This window comes from Actinomadura pelletieri DSM 43383, assembly GCF_003634705.1.
In the GTDB taxonomy this organism is placed as follows: domain Bacteria; phylum Actinomycetota; class Actinomycetes; order Streptosporangiales; family Streptosporangiaceae; genus Spirillospora; species Spirillospora pelletieri.
This window is the reverse complement of sequence record NZ_RBWU01000001.1, coordinates 492,079-505,551: the sequence shown is the minus strand read 5'-3', so window position 1 is coordinate 505,551 and position 13,473 is coordinate 492,079. Positions and strand designations below refer to the sequence as shown.

Here is a 13,473-nt window from a genome sequence, read left to right as displayed (position 1 = left end):
TTAGGAGTCTGGCACAGGGGTGTCAGTGCTCTACGAAGACCCGGACGGTCTTGAGGGTCGGGTCCGCGGCGTCGGGGACGACCATGCCCGCTTCGACGCCGCTGCGCAGGTAGTCCATGACGGGGTCGGTGATTCGTTCGCCGGGGAGGGCGGTGGGGATGCCGGGCGGGTACGGGGTGAGCATTTCGGCGCTGATCCGTCCGACGGGGTCGGGGGTCTGTTCGGTGGGGCCGAAGAACGCGTCGCGGGGGAGGACGACGAGTTCCAGTCGTAGGTCGTCTGGAGAGGGGACGTTGACCTCGGGCGCGTCTTGGAGGTCGTCGACGTTGTCGCGCAGGTCGCGGAGGGCGGTGAGGAGCGGCGTGATGGTCTCCTTGTCGTCGGCGAACGTGAGTTGGGCGCTGAGTCGGCGGTGGTCGGCGAGGTGCATGTTGACGTGGTGGTGTTCGCGGAGCCAGTCGGCGGCCCGGTAGCCGGTGGTGCCCAGGTCCGCGATGTCGATGACGATGGGCAGCGGGTCGAGGTCGTAGGCGCGGCCGGGACCGGTGAACTCGTCCCGGCCTTGGACGGTGTAGCCCAGGGCGGAGATCTCCGCGCGGACGTCGGTCGCCAGGTCGAGGGCGTTCTGGAGGAGTTCATGGCCGTGTTCGACCATGTGGCGGCGCCAGCCGTCGAGGCCCGCGTAGATCAGGACGGACGGGCTGGTGGTGCCGAGGAGGTCTTCGCGGGCCTTCAGGACGGACGGGTCCACCAGGTCTCCCTGCTGGTGGAAGACGGAGCCCTGTTCCAGCCCGGCGCCCATCTTGTGGACGCTGGTCACGCACACGTCGGCGCCGGAGTCCATCGCCCACGTGGGCAGGTCCGGGTGGAAGGGGAGGTGCGCGCCCCAGGCCTCGTCCACGATCAGCGGTTTGCCCCGTTCGTGGCAGACCGCCGCGATCGCCGAGAGGTGGGCGCATGTCCCGTACGGGGTGGGGCTGGTGACCAGGGCGCCGCGGGCGTCGGGGTGTTCGTCCAGGCGGGCGGCGAACGCTTCCGGGGACGGCGGGTGCGCCAGATGGCGGTGTTCGTCCCATTGTGGCTCCACCCAGATCGGACGGACACCAGAGAGGATCAGGCCTGACACCACGGACTTGTGCGCGTCCCGTCCCACCACGAGCTTCTCGCCGGGCCCGGCGACCGACAGCATCGCGCTCTTGACCGACAGCGAACTGCCGCATGTGGAGAAGAACGTCTGTTCGGCGTGGACGGCGTCCGCCATCAGCTCTTGGGCGCGTTCGAGGACGCCGTGCCGGGACATGCGGTCGTCCAGGCCGGAGATCGCGAGGACGTCCGAGTGGAACACCGCGTCGCCCAGGACTTCCCGGACGCGCGGGTCTGCCCCCCGGCCCTGCTTGTGGCCGGGCGGGGTGAACGGGACCTGGCCCTCGCGGTGGTAGGCGGCGAGGGCGTCGAGAACGGGAGCCTGCGCGTGGTCCATGCCCGTCGCCTTCCCGGACTGTCGTTGATGTAACGAATGGGGCGGATAGTCCCGGGTAGGGCGGGCTTGAACGGGCGACAGGGAGTGATCCATGAAAGATCGAATACCGGCCGACGCGGACCTGGCCTGGGAGGACTTCCACCGGGTCGTCAACATGACCTCCGATGAGCTGCGGACGTGGCTGCTCACGGACGCCTCCGGCGAGGAGGCGTTCCCGGAGCCCGGATCGGGGCCCGGGGTGTCGGAGCTGGGCGCTCGGGTCGTGGACGTCCTCCGCAAGCGGAAGGTGGACCTCACCGACCGTGACGCGGAAGTGATGCGCCAGGTCGTCGACTACGTGGAGGACCGGCTGGAGAACCGCCCGCCGAACGCGGAACGGGACGACGAGTGGCGCCACGCCCTCATGACGGTGGGGCATGACCCGCTGCGTCCCGAACCGTCCAGCGCATAGGAGCGTGAACATGCCGAACCCGCAGCAGCCCGAAGTCCGCAGGTCAGAGCGGACCTCGGTGACGAACGAGCCCGTACCCGAGGCGACCGACCCGAAGCGGACGAAGGCGAAGGGCCACGCGCACGGCACCGACAAGGGGAACAAGGGAGGCGGCGAAGGCGGCGGAACCCCGCCCGACCAGCAACCGCCACACCCCGACTGAGGAGACCATCGACCCCGGAGGCTCGTCCACCGCGTCCCTCCCACCGTCGAAAGCCGCCGCGACCCGCTATGACGACTCCTCGTCGGCCGTCAGGCCGCCAGCGAGGTAGCCGGGATCGCGTTCCGGCTTCGACCCATCACCAGGTTTCAGCCTGGTAGGCGGGGAACCGGTCGCCTGGTCGCCGAGGTTGAGCAGGAGGACGCGCAGGGTCGTGGCGGTGCCGCTGGTCTTCGTTCGTACGACGCCGTCTCCATCCCGCGGCCCTGAACCGTGGACCGTACGCAACGAGGCCGCCCCATGGGGCGGCCTCGTTGGTGGGGTCAAGGCACTTCTGTTTGGGGGGTGTAGCCCTCGTCTTCGCCGCCGGGGGTCTCGCCCTCGGCGATCGGTGGGTCCGTGGGGCCGGGGGTGTGTTCGTCGGCGAAGTCCGGCTCGTCGTCGTGGGGCGTGTCGCGGCGGTCGGCGAGTGGCTTGTCCTGGTCGTTCTTGCGTTCGCTCATCGGCGGGCCCTTTCGATGGCGTCGCGGACACGGTCGGCGACGGCCGCCATCGGGCCGAGCGCGTAGTTCTTGGCGGTCGAGTCGGCGCTCGGGTGCGGATGCGTCGGGGCGACGGCCTCGGCGGCGCGGACGGCCTTCGCCATGCCGTTCAGCTGCTCGGACGTGGCCTCCCGGCGCAGGCGCGGGAACTCCTCCCGCTCCTCGCGTGAGGCGTGCGCCTCCAGGTCCTTGTGGAAGTCGGAGAACAGCTCGTCGAAATCGGCCGAATCGGGGTCGAGCTTCTCCAGCTCTGACAGGACGCTCTTGGCCTCGTTCTCTTCCGCCATCCGGGCGTCCACGATGTCGGCGCCGTGGTCGATGTTGCGGCGGGCGAACGGGTGGACGACCTCTTCCTCGGCGGTCTCGTGCACGGCGAGTAGTTCACGCAGTCGGTCGAAGGCGTCCTTGCGGGTCTGCCCGTTGCTCTTCTCTACGGTCGACGCCAGGCGCCGGATCTCCTCATGCTGCGAGAGCAGCAGGTCGACGGCGTTCTCCTTCTGGTCGGCCACGGTCATCCCCTCCTTGATGTCGCGTGCGGCTCCTCTCGCTGGCCGGTACCCGAAGGGTGGGCTTCAACCCTCTGGAAACGCTCGACTGGCCTAGCGTTTCGGGTTGGCGCGCACGAAATCGACGAGTCGGGGGGCGTCATCGCCTTCCAGGACGATCCCGAAGCTCTCCGCCAGTGTTTCGGGCAGTTGCTCGGGCGTGAGGGTGCTGGTCGATGCGGTGGACCCGTCTGGGTGCCTGACGGTCAGGTTCGTTCCGTCCAGGACGTGCAGGGAGTCGACCCTGAACTTCTGCGCGAACGGACGGGTTGCGAACGGGGAGTGAGGGTTCGTCGACACGAAGTGGTTGCCCACCTCGAAATCGACTCGGAACTGCTCGTTCATGGTGAACGTGTGGCGCTGCACCCAACCGTCCGGGCCACGCTGGTGCAGTTCCCAACCGACCGTGTTGGGGGACCACGTGGTGACGGTCCGGCCCTGCTGGAGTCGGAAGCTCCAACCGTCCTGGTCGACCTCCTCGCCGTCGCGGAACCGCAGTGGTTCCAGCGGCCCGGCGCCGAAACCGACGTCGCACAGCCAGGCGGCCTCGTCCTTCGGCTGCCCCGGCGGACGGACGTGCAGCAGCGCATGAGTCGACGGCAGTAGTTTCCGGGCACCCACTGTCACACGGCCGGACAGCGCGGTCACCTCGTAGCCGAGCCGTTCCAGCACCGCCGCGAACAGCCGGTTGTGCTCGTAGCAGTAGCCGCCGCGTGATTGCTCGACCAGTTTCGCCTGGACGGTGTCCAACGACAGGTCGATCGGTCGGCCGAGCATGATTTCGAGATTCTCGAACGGGATCGACGTGGTGTGCGCGCGGTGCAGGGCCCGCAACGTCTCCTCGGTCGGGGTGACATCGCCGTCGTGCCCGACCCGCTTCAGGTAGGCGGGTAGATCGATCTGGTCGCCCTGCCACCCGTATCCGAGGTCGTCGCTCATCGTTTCCTCCCGCCGTTGACCGCGCTATCGACGGTGGTAACACCGGAAGCCTCCCGAATCCTCCCGGCGATTCGGTCCACATCGCGGCGTTCGGCGGCGGGCAGCGGTGCGCCCGTGGCCTCGCGGAGCGTGGCGGCCTCGGCGAGCAGCCCGGCGGCGGCCGGATGGTCCCCGGCGAGGGACCGGGCCCCGGCGAGCCCTTCGAGGGCCAGGGCGACGGCGCGCGGGTCGTCGATCTTCCGTGCCGCGTCCAGGCCCTCGGTGTGCAGGGCCAGCGCGGTCTCGGCGTCGCCGCGTTCCTCGGCGATGAATCCGAGCTGGGCCAGCGCGAACGCGATCCCGGCCGTTCCGCCGATGCCGCGCAGCCAGCCGAGCCAGGCGCGCAGGTGCTTTTCGGCGGTGTCGAGGTCGCCGCGTGCGCGGGCGACGATGCCGAGGCCGATCTCGGCGAACTCCTGTGCCGAGCGCACGGCGTGCCGTCCGGCCAGGTCGAACGCCCGTTCGTGCAGGTCCCATGCCCGGTCGGGGTCGCCGGTGAGCAGGGCGAGGCGGCCGAGCGCCGACAGCCGGTACGACACCTCGGGCCATAGGCGCAGGGCTTCGGCGGTGCGCAGGTCGGCGTCGAGCAGCCGCACGGCCCGGTCGTGCTCGCCGATGATCTCGGCGTGCCGGACGAGGGCGTCGGACGCCTCCAGCCGTCCCCATGGATCACCGATCTCGTCGAAGATGGTCAGGCTGGTGCGGGCGTCGGATTCCGCCGCGGCGAGGTCGCCGCGTCCGAGGAGGAACTTGGCGCGGGTGGCGAGCGCGGCGGCCGTGAACCAGCGGTCACCCGCCGCGCGGAATACGGCCAGCGCGCGGTCGACGCGTTCTTCGTTCGCGGCCAGGTCGCCGTAGGCCCAGTGGGCGTGGCTCAGGAACCACTCGGCCTTGGCCCGGGCCACCGAGTCGTCCTTGTACTGGTCGAGTGCGGCTTGGCGTATCGGTTCGGAGTTGACTCTCTCACCGGACAGCAAGGTGAATCCGGCCAGCCAGGCGGCCGCCTCGACGCGGGCGGGTGATGGTGGGCCGTCCTGGTCCAGCGCCCGGCGCAGGGCGGTGCGGGCCTCGCCGAACCGGCCGCGCAGGAACCGGTACCAGGCCAGGGCGTTCCCCAACCGGACGGCGTCGCCGTGGGCGGTCGCCGCCGCAAGGTTTCCGGTCTCCCGGTCGAGGCGGTCGAGCCATGCGGCCTGCTCCGGGCCGCGCAGCCCCGCCACCGAGCGTTCGGCCAGGTCCAGGTAGTAGCGGGCGTGACGGCGGCGGAACTCGTCCTCTTCGCCCGCGTCGCGGAGGCGTTCCAGGCCGTACGCGGCGACGGACTCCAGCAACCGGTAACGGCCGTCCCCGTCCCGGACGACCAGCGAACGGTCGACGAGCCTCGCCAGCACGGCCGCGTCGGCATCGCAGACGGTCTCGGCGGCATCGAGGGTGCAGCCGCCCGCGTGGACGACGAGCCGCCGCAACGCGACCCGTTCCTGCAAGGTCAGCAGACCCCAACTCCAGTCGATCATCGCACGGAGGGTCCGTTGCCGGGCCGGGCCGCCGTGGCGACCGTCCGCGAGGACGCGGAACCGGTCGTCCAGCCGGGCGGCGAGTTCCCGCACCCCGAGCGCGCGGACCCGGGTCGCCGCCAGTTCCAGTGCCAGCGGCAGCCCGTCCAACCGTCGGCAGATCGACGCGACCCACGGCGCGGACTCCTCGTTCAACGCGAACCCGGGCGCCGCCTCCGCCGCCCGCGTGACGAACAGCCGCACCGCGCCGGACTCCAGCAGCGCCTCGGGCGTCGACGCCCGCCCCGGCAGGTCCAGCGGCGGGACGATCTGCAGCCGCTCCCCGGGAACGCCGAGCGGTTCACGGGACGTGGCGAGGATCCGCAGGCCCGGCGCGTCGGCCAGCAAGCGTCCGGCGAGTTCGGCGGCGGGTTCGACGACATGCTCGCAGTTGTCCAGGACGAGCAGGGACCGGCGGGCCCGCAGCGCCCGGACGAGCCGTTCCACCGGGCCGCTGCCGCCCTCTTCCCACAGGTCGAGGGCTCGCGCCACCGGTTCCGCCACGGCCTCGGCGGTCCCGGCTCGCACGGCGGCCAACTCGACCATCCACACGCCGTCCGGATGGTCGCCGACCGATCGGGTCGCCGTCTCCAGGGCGAGTCGCGTCTTGCCGACACCGCCGGGGCCGGTCAGGGTCACCAGGCGATCGGACGCGAGGTGCGCGCGGGCGCGTTCAACCGCGCCGGAACGGCCGATCAGCTCACCGAGGACGGTCGGCAGCCGCGACGGGACGCGGCGCCGTCCCGACTCGGCCGGATCCTGTTCCAGTATCGACTGGTACAGGGCCGCCAGTTCGGGGCTCGGCTCGACGCCCAGTTCCTCGGCCAGCCGTTCCCGCAGGTCGTGGTATCCGGCGAGGGCCTCGCCCTGGCGTCCGGCGCGGTAGAGGGCGCGCAGATGGACGGCCCGGAGCCGTTCCCGCAGCGGATGCCGGGCGACGGCGGCGGCCAGTTCCGCGCCCAGCGCGGCGTGTTCGCCCAGGTCGAGGCGGGCTTCGGCGTGTTCCTCCAGCGCGGTCAGACGCCGCTCCTCAAGGGCCGCGACCTGCGCGTGATGGAGCGGCAGGTCGATGTCGTCGAACGCGGGGCCACGCCACAGCCGTAGTGCGTCGTCGAGCAGGCGCGCCTTCGTCAGCGGGTCGGTCACCTCGCGTGCTTGGGCGACGAGCGTGGCGAACCGGTGAGAGTCCACTGCCATGGGGGCCACGTCGAGCAGGTAGCCGGGTGGACGTGCCACGAGCAGCGCCCGAGCGCCCGGTTCCGCGTCGTCCAGGACCCTGCGGAGCTGCGAGACACGGGCCTGGAGTGTGCCGGACGGGTTTCGGGGCGGCCGGTCGCCCCACAGTGCGTCCACCAGGCGGTCGATCGATACGGGACGTCCCGGATCGGTCAGCAGTATCGCCAGCAGAGTGCGGACCTTCCGTTCCGGGACGTGCACGGGCGTCCCGTCGTCCGTCCAGACCGCGAGCGGCCCCAGCACCCCGAAACGCACGCCCTCAGCGTACGCATCCGCCACGGAACCACCCGAAGCGTTTCCGTAGCGGCGTTGACGAGGCTGAACCCCCACACACCCGGAACACTGCGAAACCTAGGAGCATTTCGATGACGAAGGCACCGGTGACGGTCGTCGGTCTGGGCGCCATGGGCGCGGCGATGGCCGCCACCTTCCTGGAGAACGGGCATCCGACGACGCTGTGGAACAGGACGGCGAGCCGGGCGGAACCGCTCGTCGCGAAGGGCGCGACCCTGGCCGCGACCCCCGCCGACGCGCTCGCCGCGTCCGAGTTGGTCATCCTCAGCCAGACCGACTATCAGGCGATGTACGACTCCCTCGACCAGGCCGCCGACGCGCTCAAGGGCCGTGTCGTGGTCAACCTCAGCTCCGGCAGCCCGGACGAACTGCGCCGCGCCGACGAGTGGGCGTCCCGGCACGGCGCGGAACTGCTGACCGGCGGCATCATGGTGCCGCCGGAGGGCGTCGGCAAGCCGGGCTCCTACGTCTTCTACAGCGGTCGTGAGGAGACCCTGCACCGGCACCGGGAAACGCTCGGGAAACTCGGCGAGACCACGTTCGTGGGCTCCGACCCGGGTCTGTCGATGCTCTACTACCAGGCGCAGCTTTACCTGTTCTGGTCGACGCTCGTCGCCTACATGCACGGGGTGGCGTTGCTGGGCACGGCGGGGGTGGCCGCCGAACGGCTCCGCCCGTTCGCGGCCACGATGCTGGCGGACCTCGCCGCGGACGGCACCATGGGCTTCCTCAAGGTCATGACGGAGATGATCGACGCCGGGGTCGTCCGGGGCGCGGACCACAACCTCCGGATGCAGGCCGTCGGCACCGACCACATCGTGGAGGCCGCCCAGGAGGCCGGAATCGACGCGGCCGGGCCCCGCGCGCTCCGCGACCTGCTGTGGCGCGCCGTGGACGCCGGGCACGGCGCGGACGGCCTGGCCAGCGTCATCGAGGTCATCCGCCGTCCCTGACCGACGCCCTCCGCGAGTCGGCGATCGGGAGCCGCAGGACGAACCGGGCGCCGGTCGGGCTGTCGGCGATGCGCAGCGTGCCGCCGTAGATCTCGGCGATCTCGCGTGCGATGGGCAGGCCCAGCCCGGTTCCCTGCGGATCCCGGTCCCGTGACTCGCGCAGCCGCGAGAAACGTTCGAAGACCCGCTCCCGCGCCTCCTCGGGGACGCCCACGCCGTCGTCCAGCACCTCCAGGACCGCGTCGTCGCCGTCCCGCGCCACCGTGACCTCGATACGTCCCTCGGCGTGCCGTTCGGCGTTGCTCAGCAGGTTGCCGAGCACCCGGATCAACCGTCCCGTGTTCGCCCGGACGGTCACGCCGTCCTCCAGGTCCGTCGAGATCGGGACGCGGGACGGGCGGCGCCCCACCTCCCGGCGGACGAGTTCCCCCAGGTCGGATCGTTCCACCGGGACCGGAGCACGGGCGTCGAGCCGGGACAGTTCCAGCAGGTCGACGATGATCTCGTTCAGCCGCCGCGTGTCGCGCAGCGCCGACTCGATGGTCGGGCGCCACTCGAAGTCGTCCGGCTCGTCCAGCGCGACCTCGAGCCGCGTCTGGAGGCCCGCGAGCGGGTTCCGCAGGTCATGCGACGCGTCCGAGACGAACCGGCGTTCCCGTTCCGTCGCCTCCTCCAGCCGTTCGAGGGTGGCGTTGACGGTCTCGGCGAGCCCCTGGAGTTCGCCGCCGGTCTGCGGAACGGGCACCCGGTGGCCGAGGCCCCGGGCGCCGAAGTCCGCCATCTCCGCGCGGATCGCGTCGATCGGCACGAAGGCCCGTCCGATCGTGTGCCATGTCCACCACGCGATCAGGGCGAGCAGGCCCGTCATGGTCAGCATCAGCCCCAGCGGCAGCAGCCACACGTTGACCAGCGTGGGCAGCGGCGACGCCGCGACGACCATCACGTTCGCGCCCCACGGCGACCACGCCAGCCGCGTGCCGAAGAGCCGTACGCATCCGTCCAGGAAATCGGGGCAGCCCGTCTCGTCGACCAGCACCTTGCCCGAGATCACCTCGTCGGCGGCCAGGGCCGGGCGTCCCCGCATCGCCTCACTGGCCGCCACCACACGTCCGTCGGAGCCGACGACCTGGACCAGATCCGTCTCGTCCGGCCCGGTGTCGAGCGACTCGACGCCCCTTCCACGGGTGATGTCGGACACGACCCGTTCGACGGTCTGCTCGGACTCCTGCCACACGTTGTTCCGCGTCCAGTCGCGCGCCAGCAGCATCAGCAGGACGAACACCAGCGCCAGGACCAGGGCCGACACCGCCACGGTGATGACCGTCGCGCGCCCCCGCACCGAGAGGAACAGGCGCCTGAGCAACCGGCGGACCGTCTCCGGGCTCTCCGTCGCCACGCCCGCCCCCCGCTACTCAGTGCAATGCTTCATAGCTCAGCGTAGGCGATCGGTCATCTCAGGGGCGTCCAACGCCCGGCTCACGCGCCGCGTCGACCCGAGGGCGCCACCGCGCGCGGCCGGTCCGGACTGCGGGGTGGCCCCTCCTCCTCCCCCAGTCCGGCACCGGCCGCGTCAGGACGGACGGCCGCTCACCTCCACTGGATCGAGGACGTCCTGTCGTTCATGATCGAGCCGATGTTGGGGGTGTCCTCGAGCCAGCCGGTGCGGGTGCCCTGGTAGTCGGGGTGCTGGTAGTGGTTGACCTGGCACTGCACATAGGTCTTGAACGACGTGATCGTGTCGTTCCAGTCCTCGGGGAGGGTGGGCGCCGAGTACTCGATGTCGTCGTTGTCGTCGCAGACGCCGTCGGCCTCGATGACGTTGGACCGTCCGCCGTAGTTCGCGTCCTCGAACTCGATGCTGATCACGGCGTCGAGGTCGGCCGCCCGGTGCTCGCTCTGGCCGAGAGCGTTGAGGCGGCGGTCGAACTCGGTGTCGGCCACCGCCGCGGCGACGTTCCGCGGAGCGTTGGTGATCTGTCCGCCGGTGGCGTCGGCGATGGCCTCGGTGAAGGTGCGGTAGCAGCTCACGGTGCCACCGGAGGTCAGGTGGAGGACACAGTGCCGGTCGTTCGCCGGGGTCTGTCCGCCGGTGGCGGCGGTGGGTGGGGCGGCGAGGCCGAGCGTCGTCGCCGCGGAGAGCGTTGCGGTGAGCAGAGTGAAGGAACGCATCGATCAACCTCCGAAAGAGAAAGGGAAACCGAGCCGGGCCGCTGCATTTGCTGCATTGGCGATCCACCATCGCCTGCAGCCGCGCGGCCCGGTCCGATCACATCAGCCGCCTACCGCCACTGAATCGAGGACGTCTGGTCGTTCATGGCCTCGCCGATGTTCGGGGTGTCGTTGAGCCAGCCCGTGCTGGCCCCCTCGAAGTCGATGTGCTCGTAGTGATTGGCCTGGCAATCCGCGTAATTGCGGAATGAGGTGATCATGTCGTTGAAGCTGCCGAGGGATTCCACCCTCCATTCGACGCCGTCGTCATTGTCGCAACCGGCGGAGCCGGTGTAGATGTTGTGCCTTCCGGCGTAGTCGCTGTCCGCGTACTCGATAGCGAGGACGATGCCGGGACCCGCGGTACCGAGGCCGTTGAGACGGCGGTCCAGGCCGCTGTCGGCCATCGCGGACCGGGCGTCGCGGGGGGCGTTGGTGATCCTGCCGGCGGTGGCGTCGGCAATGGCTTCGGTGAACGTGTCGAAGCACTTCACGCTGTTGTTGGAGCTCAGGTGGACGACGCAGTTCTCGCCGCCCGTGGCTTCCTGCCCGACTCCGTCGGTGGGTGAGGAGCTGGCGCTCGCGGGCGATACGATGGCGGTTCCGACCGCGGTGGCCACGGTCAATGTGGCGGCGAACACGGAGAGGGAGCGCATGATCAACCTCCGAGAACAGAAAAGGGAGCGGATGGAACGCGGGGTTGTTTGTTTCGTGCACTTCCCAGCTTCTTGAAAGAACAACTACCGAACAATCCCGCCTACGTGAGGACAGGAGTACGGCAGGCTCTACCGGTGTGGCGTACCGCTGGTCGACGGCGGCGAGCCCGTATGGCCGGGTTGGGCCACGCCTCTTCCGGGCTCCGTACGTTTCGTACGCGATCAGGCCGATATTTCACTCTGTGTAGCGAATCGGCTTCGTTGACCGACAGTCAGACGGTGGTTAAGTGTAATTAGTTCGTTTCCGGCCTTGGAGGGCGGATGCTGACTCAGGAATCCGGACCGGCCCACGCGAGGCGGCGGGTGTGAATCTGGCCCATGCGTGCCGGCCTCGCGCAGGGCGAACCCGTCGGCAAAGGATCACGGCTCGCGCGCGCCGCACCTTGGACGCGCTCGAACACCTCGCCGGCGGTCTCGCCACGGCCATCCTCGCCCTGTTCGCCTTACTCTGGCTCGTCGCCGTCGCGCTGGCCTGCCTCGCCGGTGTCGGCCTTCTCCTGATACGTCCGACCCTTCGCGCCCTGCGCGTTGTCACCAACCAGGAGCGCTCCCGCCTCGCCCGCTGGGTCCCCGACCGCCCGGCCCGCAGGCGCCCGGCCCGCAGGCGCCCCGCCCGCGTGAGCGCGAACGGGGCGCCGGGCGGGGAGATCGCGGCCGGCGTGGTCCGCTGCCCCGAACCGGTACCGGCCCGCCTGCGCAGCGCCGCCAGGGACGACGTCGTCCGGCGGGAGTTGGGCTGGCTCGCCGTCCACGGCACGCTCGGGCTCACCATCGGCCTGTGCGGCGTGGCACTGCCGTTCTACATCCTGCGCGACATCACCTATCCCTTGTACTGGTGGGCGATCCCCGGGGACGCCGACGACCGCGGACCGCTGTTCTGGCCCGTGCACGACTTCACCGACGCCCTCCTCATCGTCCCCGTGGGCCTGATGTGGACGGTCGCCCTCATGACCGTCGCACCGGGCATGGCCCGCCTCCAAGCCTGGCCTGGCCGGCGGCTGCTGTTGCGGCACGCCGCACCCGAGGCCGACCTGTCGCTCCAGGTCGCGCAACTCTCCGCCGCCCGCGCCGCCGCGCTGGACGCGCACGCCACCGAGCTGCGGCGCATCGAACGGTCGCTGCACGACGGCACGCAGAGCAGGCTCGTCGCCGTCAACGTCATGCTCGGCGCGACCCGTCGCACCCTGGCCCGCGACCCCGCCGGCGCCGAGGCCCTGCTCGAACGCGCCCAGGACGCCTCCGAGCAGGCACTGGCCGAGCTGCGCTCGGTCGTCCGCGGGATCCTGCCGCCTGTCCTGGACGACCGCGGCCTGGCCGGTGCGATCGCCGGGCTCGCCGCGACCTGCGCCGTGCCGTGCCGCTTCGACGTCGACGTGCCCGGACGGTGCGCCGTCTCGGTCGAGGCCACCGCCTACTTCGTGGTCGCCGAGGCGCTCACCAACATCTCCAGGCACAGCGACGCCCGGCGCGCCGCCGTCATCCTCCGCCAACGCCAGGACCGCCTGTTCCTGCGTATCCACGACGACGGCAAGGGCGGCGCCGGTGAGGACCACGGCAGCGGGATCGCGGGCATCCGCAGCCGGATCGAGGCACACGACGGCTACTTCTCCTTGACCAGCCCGCCCGGTGGCCCGACGACCCTTCTGGTGGAACTCCCATGCGGATTGTGATCGCCGAGGACGATCCGTTGCTGCGTGAGGGGCTCGCGCTGCTGCTGCGCGCCGAGTCCCTGGACGTGGTGGCCACGACCGACAACCCGGAGGACTTCCTCGCCGCCATCGACGCCCACGAGCCCGAGGTCGCGATCGTGGACGTCCGGATGCCGCCGACGCACAGCGACGAGGGCATCGCCGCGGCGGTCGAGGCCAGGCGCCGCCGTCCGGAACTCGCGGTGCTCGTGCTGTCCGCCTACGTGGAGCACGCGTTCGCCACCGAGCTGCTCTCCGGCGGCGCCGCCGGGCTCGGCTACCTCCTCAAGGACAGGGTCGGACGGGTCGCGCAGTTCCTGGACGCGCTGCACCGGGTCGCGGACGGGGGCACGGCCGTCGACCCGGACGTCGTCACCCAGCTCCTCACCCGGACCCGGCGACCCGACAACACCCTGTCCCGGCTCAGCCCCCGGGAGCGGGACGTCCTCGCCGTGATGGCGGAAGGATTGGGCAACGTCGCCATCGCCGAGCGGCTGCACGTCACCGAGGGAGCCGTCCACAAGCACATCCGTAACATCTTCGCCAAGCTCGGCCTCGCCCCCGCCGACCGCGCGGACCGCCGCGTCGCCGCCGTCCTCCGCTACCTCCAGGAAACCCGCGACTGACCCG

The 13,473-nt window shown here is 70.9% G+C and carries 13 protein-coding genes; 5 read left to right on the top strand and 8 right to left on the bottom strand.

The window, feature by feature from the left end; translation table 11 throughout:
- Window positions 1-22: 22 nt before the first annotated feature.
- Window positions 23-1,480 carry an aminotransferase class I/II-fold pyridoxal phosphate-dependent enzyme gene (locus BZB76_RS02220; protein WP_121432613.1) on the bottom strand — a complete coding sequence of 486 codons (1,458 nt, stop codon included), beginning with the start codon at window positions 1,478-1,480 and terminating at the stop codon, window positions 23-25.
- A gap of 91 nt (window positions 1,481-1,571) precedes the next feature.
- On the opposite strand from BZB76_RS02220, the gene BZB76_RS02215 reads away from it, so the two are divergent.
- Together BZB76_RS02215 and BZB76_RS02210 are read left to right on the top strand one after the other, a co-directional pair.
- Window positions 1,572-1,931 (top strand): DUF3140 domain-containing protein, encoded by a 360-nt coding sequence (locus BZB76_RS02215; protein WP_117397674.1) that lies wholly within the window; start codon window positions 1,572-1,574, stop codon window positions 1,929-1,931.
- 10 nt (window positions 1,932-1,941) lie between these two features.
- A complete protein-coding gene (locus BZB76_RS02210; RefSeq protein ID WP_121432612.1) occupies window positions 1,942-2,133 on the top strand; it encodes a hypothetical protein in 192 nt (63 codons plus the stop codon).
- A 320-nt stretch (window positions 2,134-2,453) separates the two neighbouring features.
- Here BZB76_RS02210 and BZB76_RS02205 read toward each other — a convergent pair whose 3' ends face one another.
- The 4 genes from BZB76_RS02205 to BZB76_RS02190 all read right to left on the bottom strand — a co-directional run bounded on the left by BZB76_RS02205 (window position 2,454) and on the right by BZB76_RS02190 (window position 7,239).
- Window positions 2,454-2,633 (bottom strand): hypothetical protein, encoded by a 180-nt coding sequence (locus BZB76_RS02205; RefSeq protein ID WP_117397676.1) that lies wholly within the window; start codon window positions 2,631-2,633, stop codon window positions 2,454-2,456.
- On the bottom strand, window positions 2,630-3,187 hold the full coding sequence (locus BZB76_RS02200) for a hemerythrin domain-containing protein (protein WP_211342781.1): 558 nt from the start codon (window positions 3,185-3,187) through the stop codon (window positions 2,630-2,632). The genes BZB76_RS02205 and BZB76_RS02200 overlap by 4 nt, the downstream gene beginning before the upstream one ends.
- A gap of 84 nt (window positions 3,188-3,271) precedes the next feature.
- Entirely contained in the window at window positions 3,272-4,156 is an 885-nt protein-coding gene (locus BZB76_RS02195) for an arylamine N-acetyltransferase family protein (RefSeq protein WP_121432610.1), read from the bottom strand.
- Entirely contained in the window at window positions 4,153-7,239 is a 3,087-nt protein-coding gene (locus BZB76_RS02190; RefSeq protein ID WP_121432609.1) for an AfsR/SARP family transcriptional regulator, read from the bottom strand. The genes BZB76_RS02195 and BZB76_RS02190 overlap by 4 nt, the downstream gene beginning before the upstream one ends.
- A gap of 110 nt (window positions 7,240-7,349) precedes the next feature.
- On the opposite strand from BZB76_RS02190, the gene BZB76_RS02185 reads away from it, so the two are divergent.
- Entirely contained in the window at window positions 7,350-8,231 is an 882-nt protein-coding gene (locus BZB76_RS02185; protein WP_121432608.1) for an NAD(P)-dependent oxidoreductase, read from the top strand.
- Here BZB76_RS02185 and BZB76_RS02180 read toward each other — a convergent pair.
- The 3 genes from BZB76_RS02180 to BZB76_RS02170 all read right to left on the bottom strand — a co-directional run bounded on the left by BZB76_RS02180 (window position 8,215) and on the right by BZB76_RS02170 (window position 11,095).
- Window positions 8,215-9,627, bottom strand: coding sequence for a sensor histidine kinase (locus tag BZB76_RS02180; protein ID WP_246006705.1), 1,413 nt, complete (start codon window positions 9,625-9,627; stop codon window positions 8,215-8,217). The genes BZB76_RS02185 and BZB76_RS02180 overlap by 17 nt on opposite strands.
- Window positions 9,628-9,818: 191 nt before the next feature.
- Window positions 9,819-10,400, bottom strand: a complete 582-nt coding sequence (locus tag BZB76_RS02175) for a hypothetical protein (RefSeq protein WP_121432607.1) — start codon at window positions 10,398-10,400, stop codon at window positions 9,819-9,821.
- Between the two features lie 110 nt (window positions 10,401-10,510).
- Window positions 10,511-11,095 carry a hypothetical protein gene (locus BZB76_RS02170; protein WP_121432606.1) on the bottom strand — a complete coding sequence of 195 codons (585 nt, stop codon included), beginning with the start codon at window positions 11,093-11,095 and terminating at the stop codon, window positions 10,511-10,513.
- 443 nt (window positions 11,096-11,538) lie between these two features.
- On the opposite strand from BZB76_RS02170, the gene BZB76_RS02165 reads away from it, so the two are divergent.
- Both BZB76_RS02165 and BZB76_RS02160 read left to right on the top strand, forming a co-directional pair.
- A complete protein-coding gene (locus BZB76_RS02165; protein WP_246006704.1) occupies window positions 11,539-12,825 on the top strand; it encodes a sensor histidine kinase in 1,287 nt (428 codons plus the stop codon).
- Window positions 12,813-13,469 (top strand): response regulator, encoded by a 657-nt coding sequence (locus tag BZB76_RS02160; protein WP_121432605.1) that lies wholly within the window; start codon window positions 12,813-12,815, stop codon window positions 13,467-13,469. Before BZB76_RS02165 ends, BZB76_RS02160 begins: the two co-directional genes overlap by 13 nt.
- Window positions 13,470-13,473 lie beyond the last annotated feature (4 nt).

What these genes read in the sequence shown, in the direction of transcription:
- BZB76_RS02210 (WP_121432612.1), top strand. Translation starts at nt 1,942, where the DNA reads ATGCCGAACCCGCAGCAGCCCGAAGTCCGCAGGTCAGAGCGGACCTCG.
- BZB76_RS02195 (WP_121432610.1), bottom strand. Translation starts at nt 4,156, where the DNA reads ATGAGCGACGACCTCGGATACGGGTGGCAGGGCGACCAGATCGATCTA.
- BZB76_RS02185 (WP_121432608.1), top strand. Translation starts at nt 7,350, where the DNA reads ATGACGAAGGCACCGGTGACGGTCGTCGGTCTGGGCGCCATGGGCGCG.
- BZB76_RS02205 (WP_117397676.1), bottom strand. Translation starts at nt 2,633, where the DNA reads ATGAGCGAACGCAAGAACGACCAGGACAAGCCACTCGCCGACCGCCGC.
- BZB76_RS02215 (WP_117397674.1), top strand. Translation starts at nt 1,572, where the DNA reads ATGAAAGATCGAATACCGGCCGACGCGGACCTGGCCTGGGAGGACTTC.
- BZB76_RS02160 (WP_121432605.1), top strand. Translation starts at nt 12,813, where the DNA reads ATGCGGATTGTGATCGCCGAGGACGATCCGTTGCTGCGTGAGGGGCTC.
- BZB76_RS02175 (WP_121432607.1), bottom strand. Translation starts at nt 10,400, where the DNA reads ATGCGTTCCTTCACTCTGCTCACCGCAACGCTCTCCGCGGCGACGACG.
- BZB76_RS02220 (WP_121432613.1), bottom strand. Translation starts at nt 1,480, where the DNA reads ATGGACCACGCGCAGGCTCCCGTTCTCGACGCCCTCGCCGCCTACCAC.
- BZB76_RS02170 (WP_121432606.1), bottom strand. Translation starts at nt 11,095, where the DNA reads ATGCGCTCCCTCTCCGTGTTCGCCGCCACATTGACCGTGGCCACCGCG.
- BZB76_RS02200 (WP_211342781.1), bottom strand. Translation starts at nt 3,187, where the DNA reads ATGACCGTGGCCGACCAGAAGGAGAACGCCGTCGACCTGCTGCTCTCG.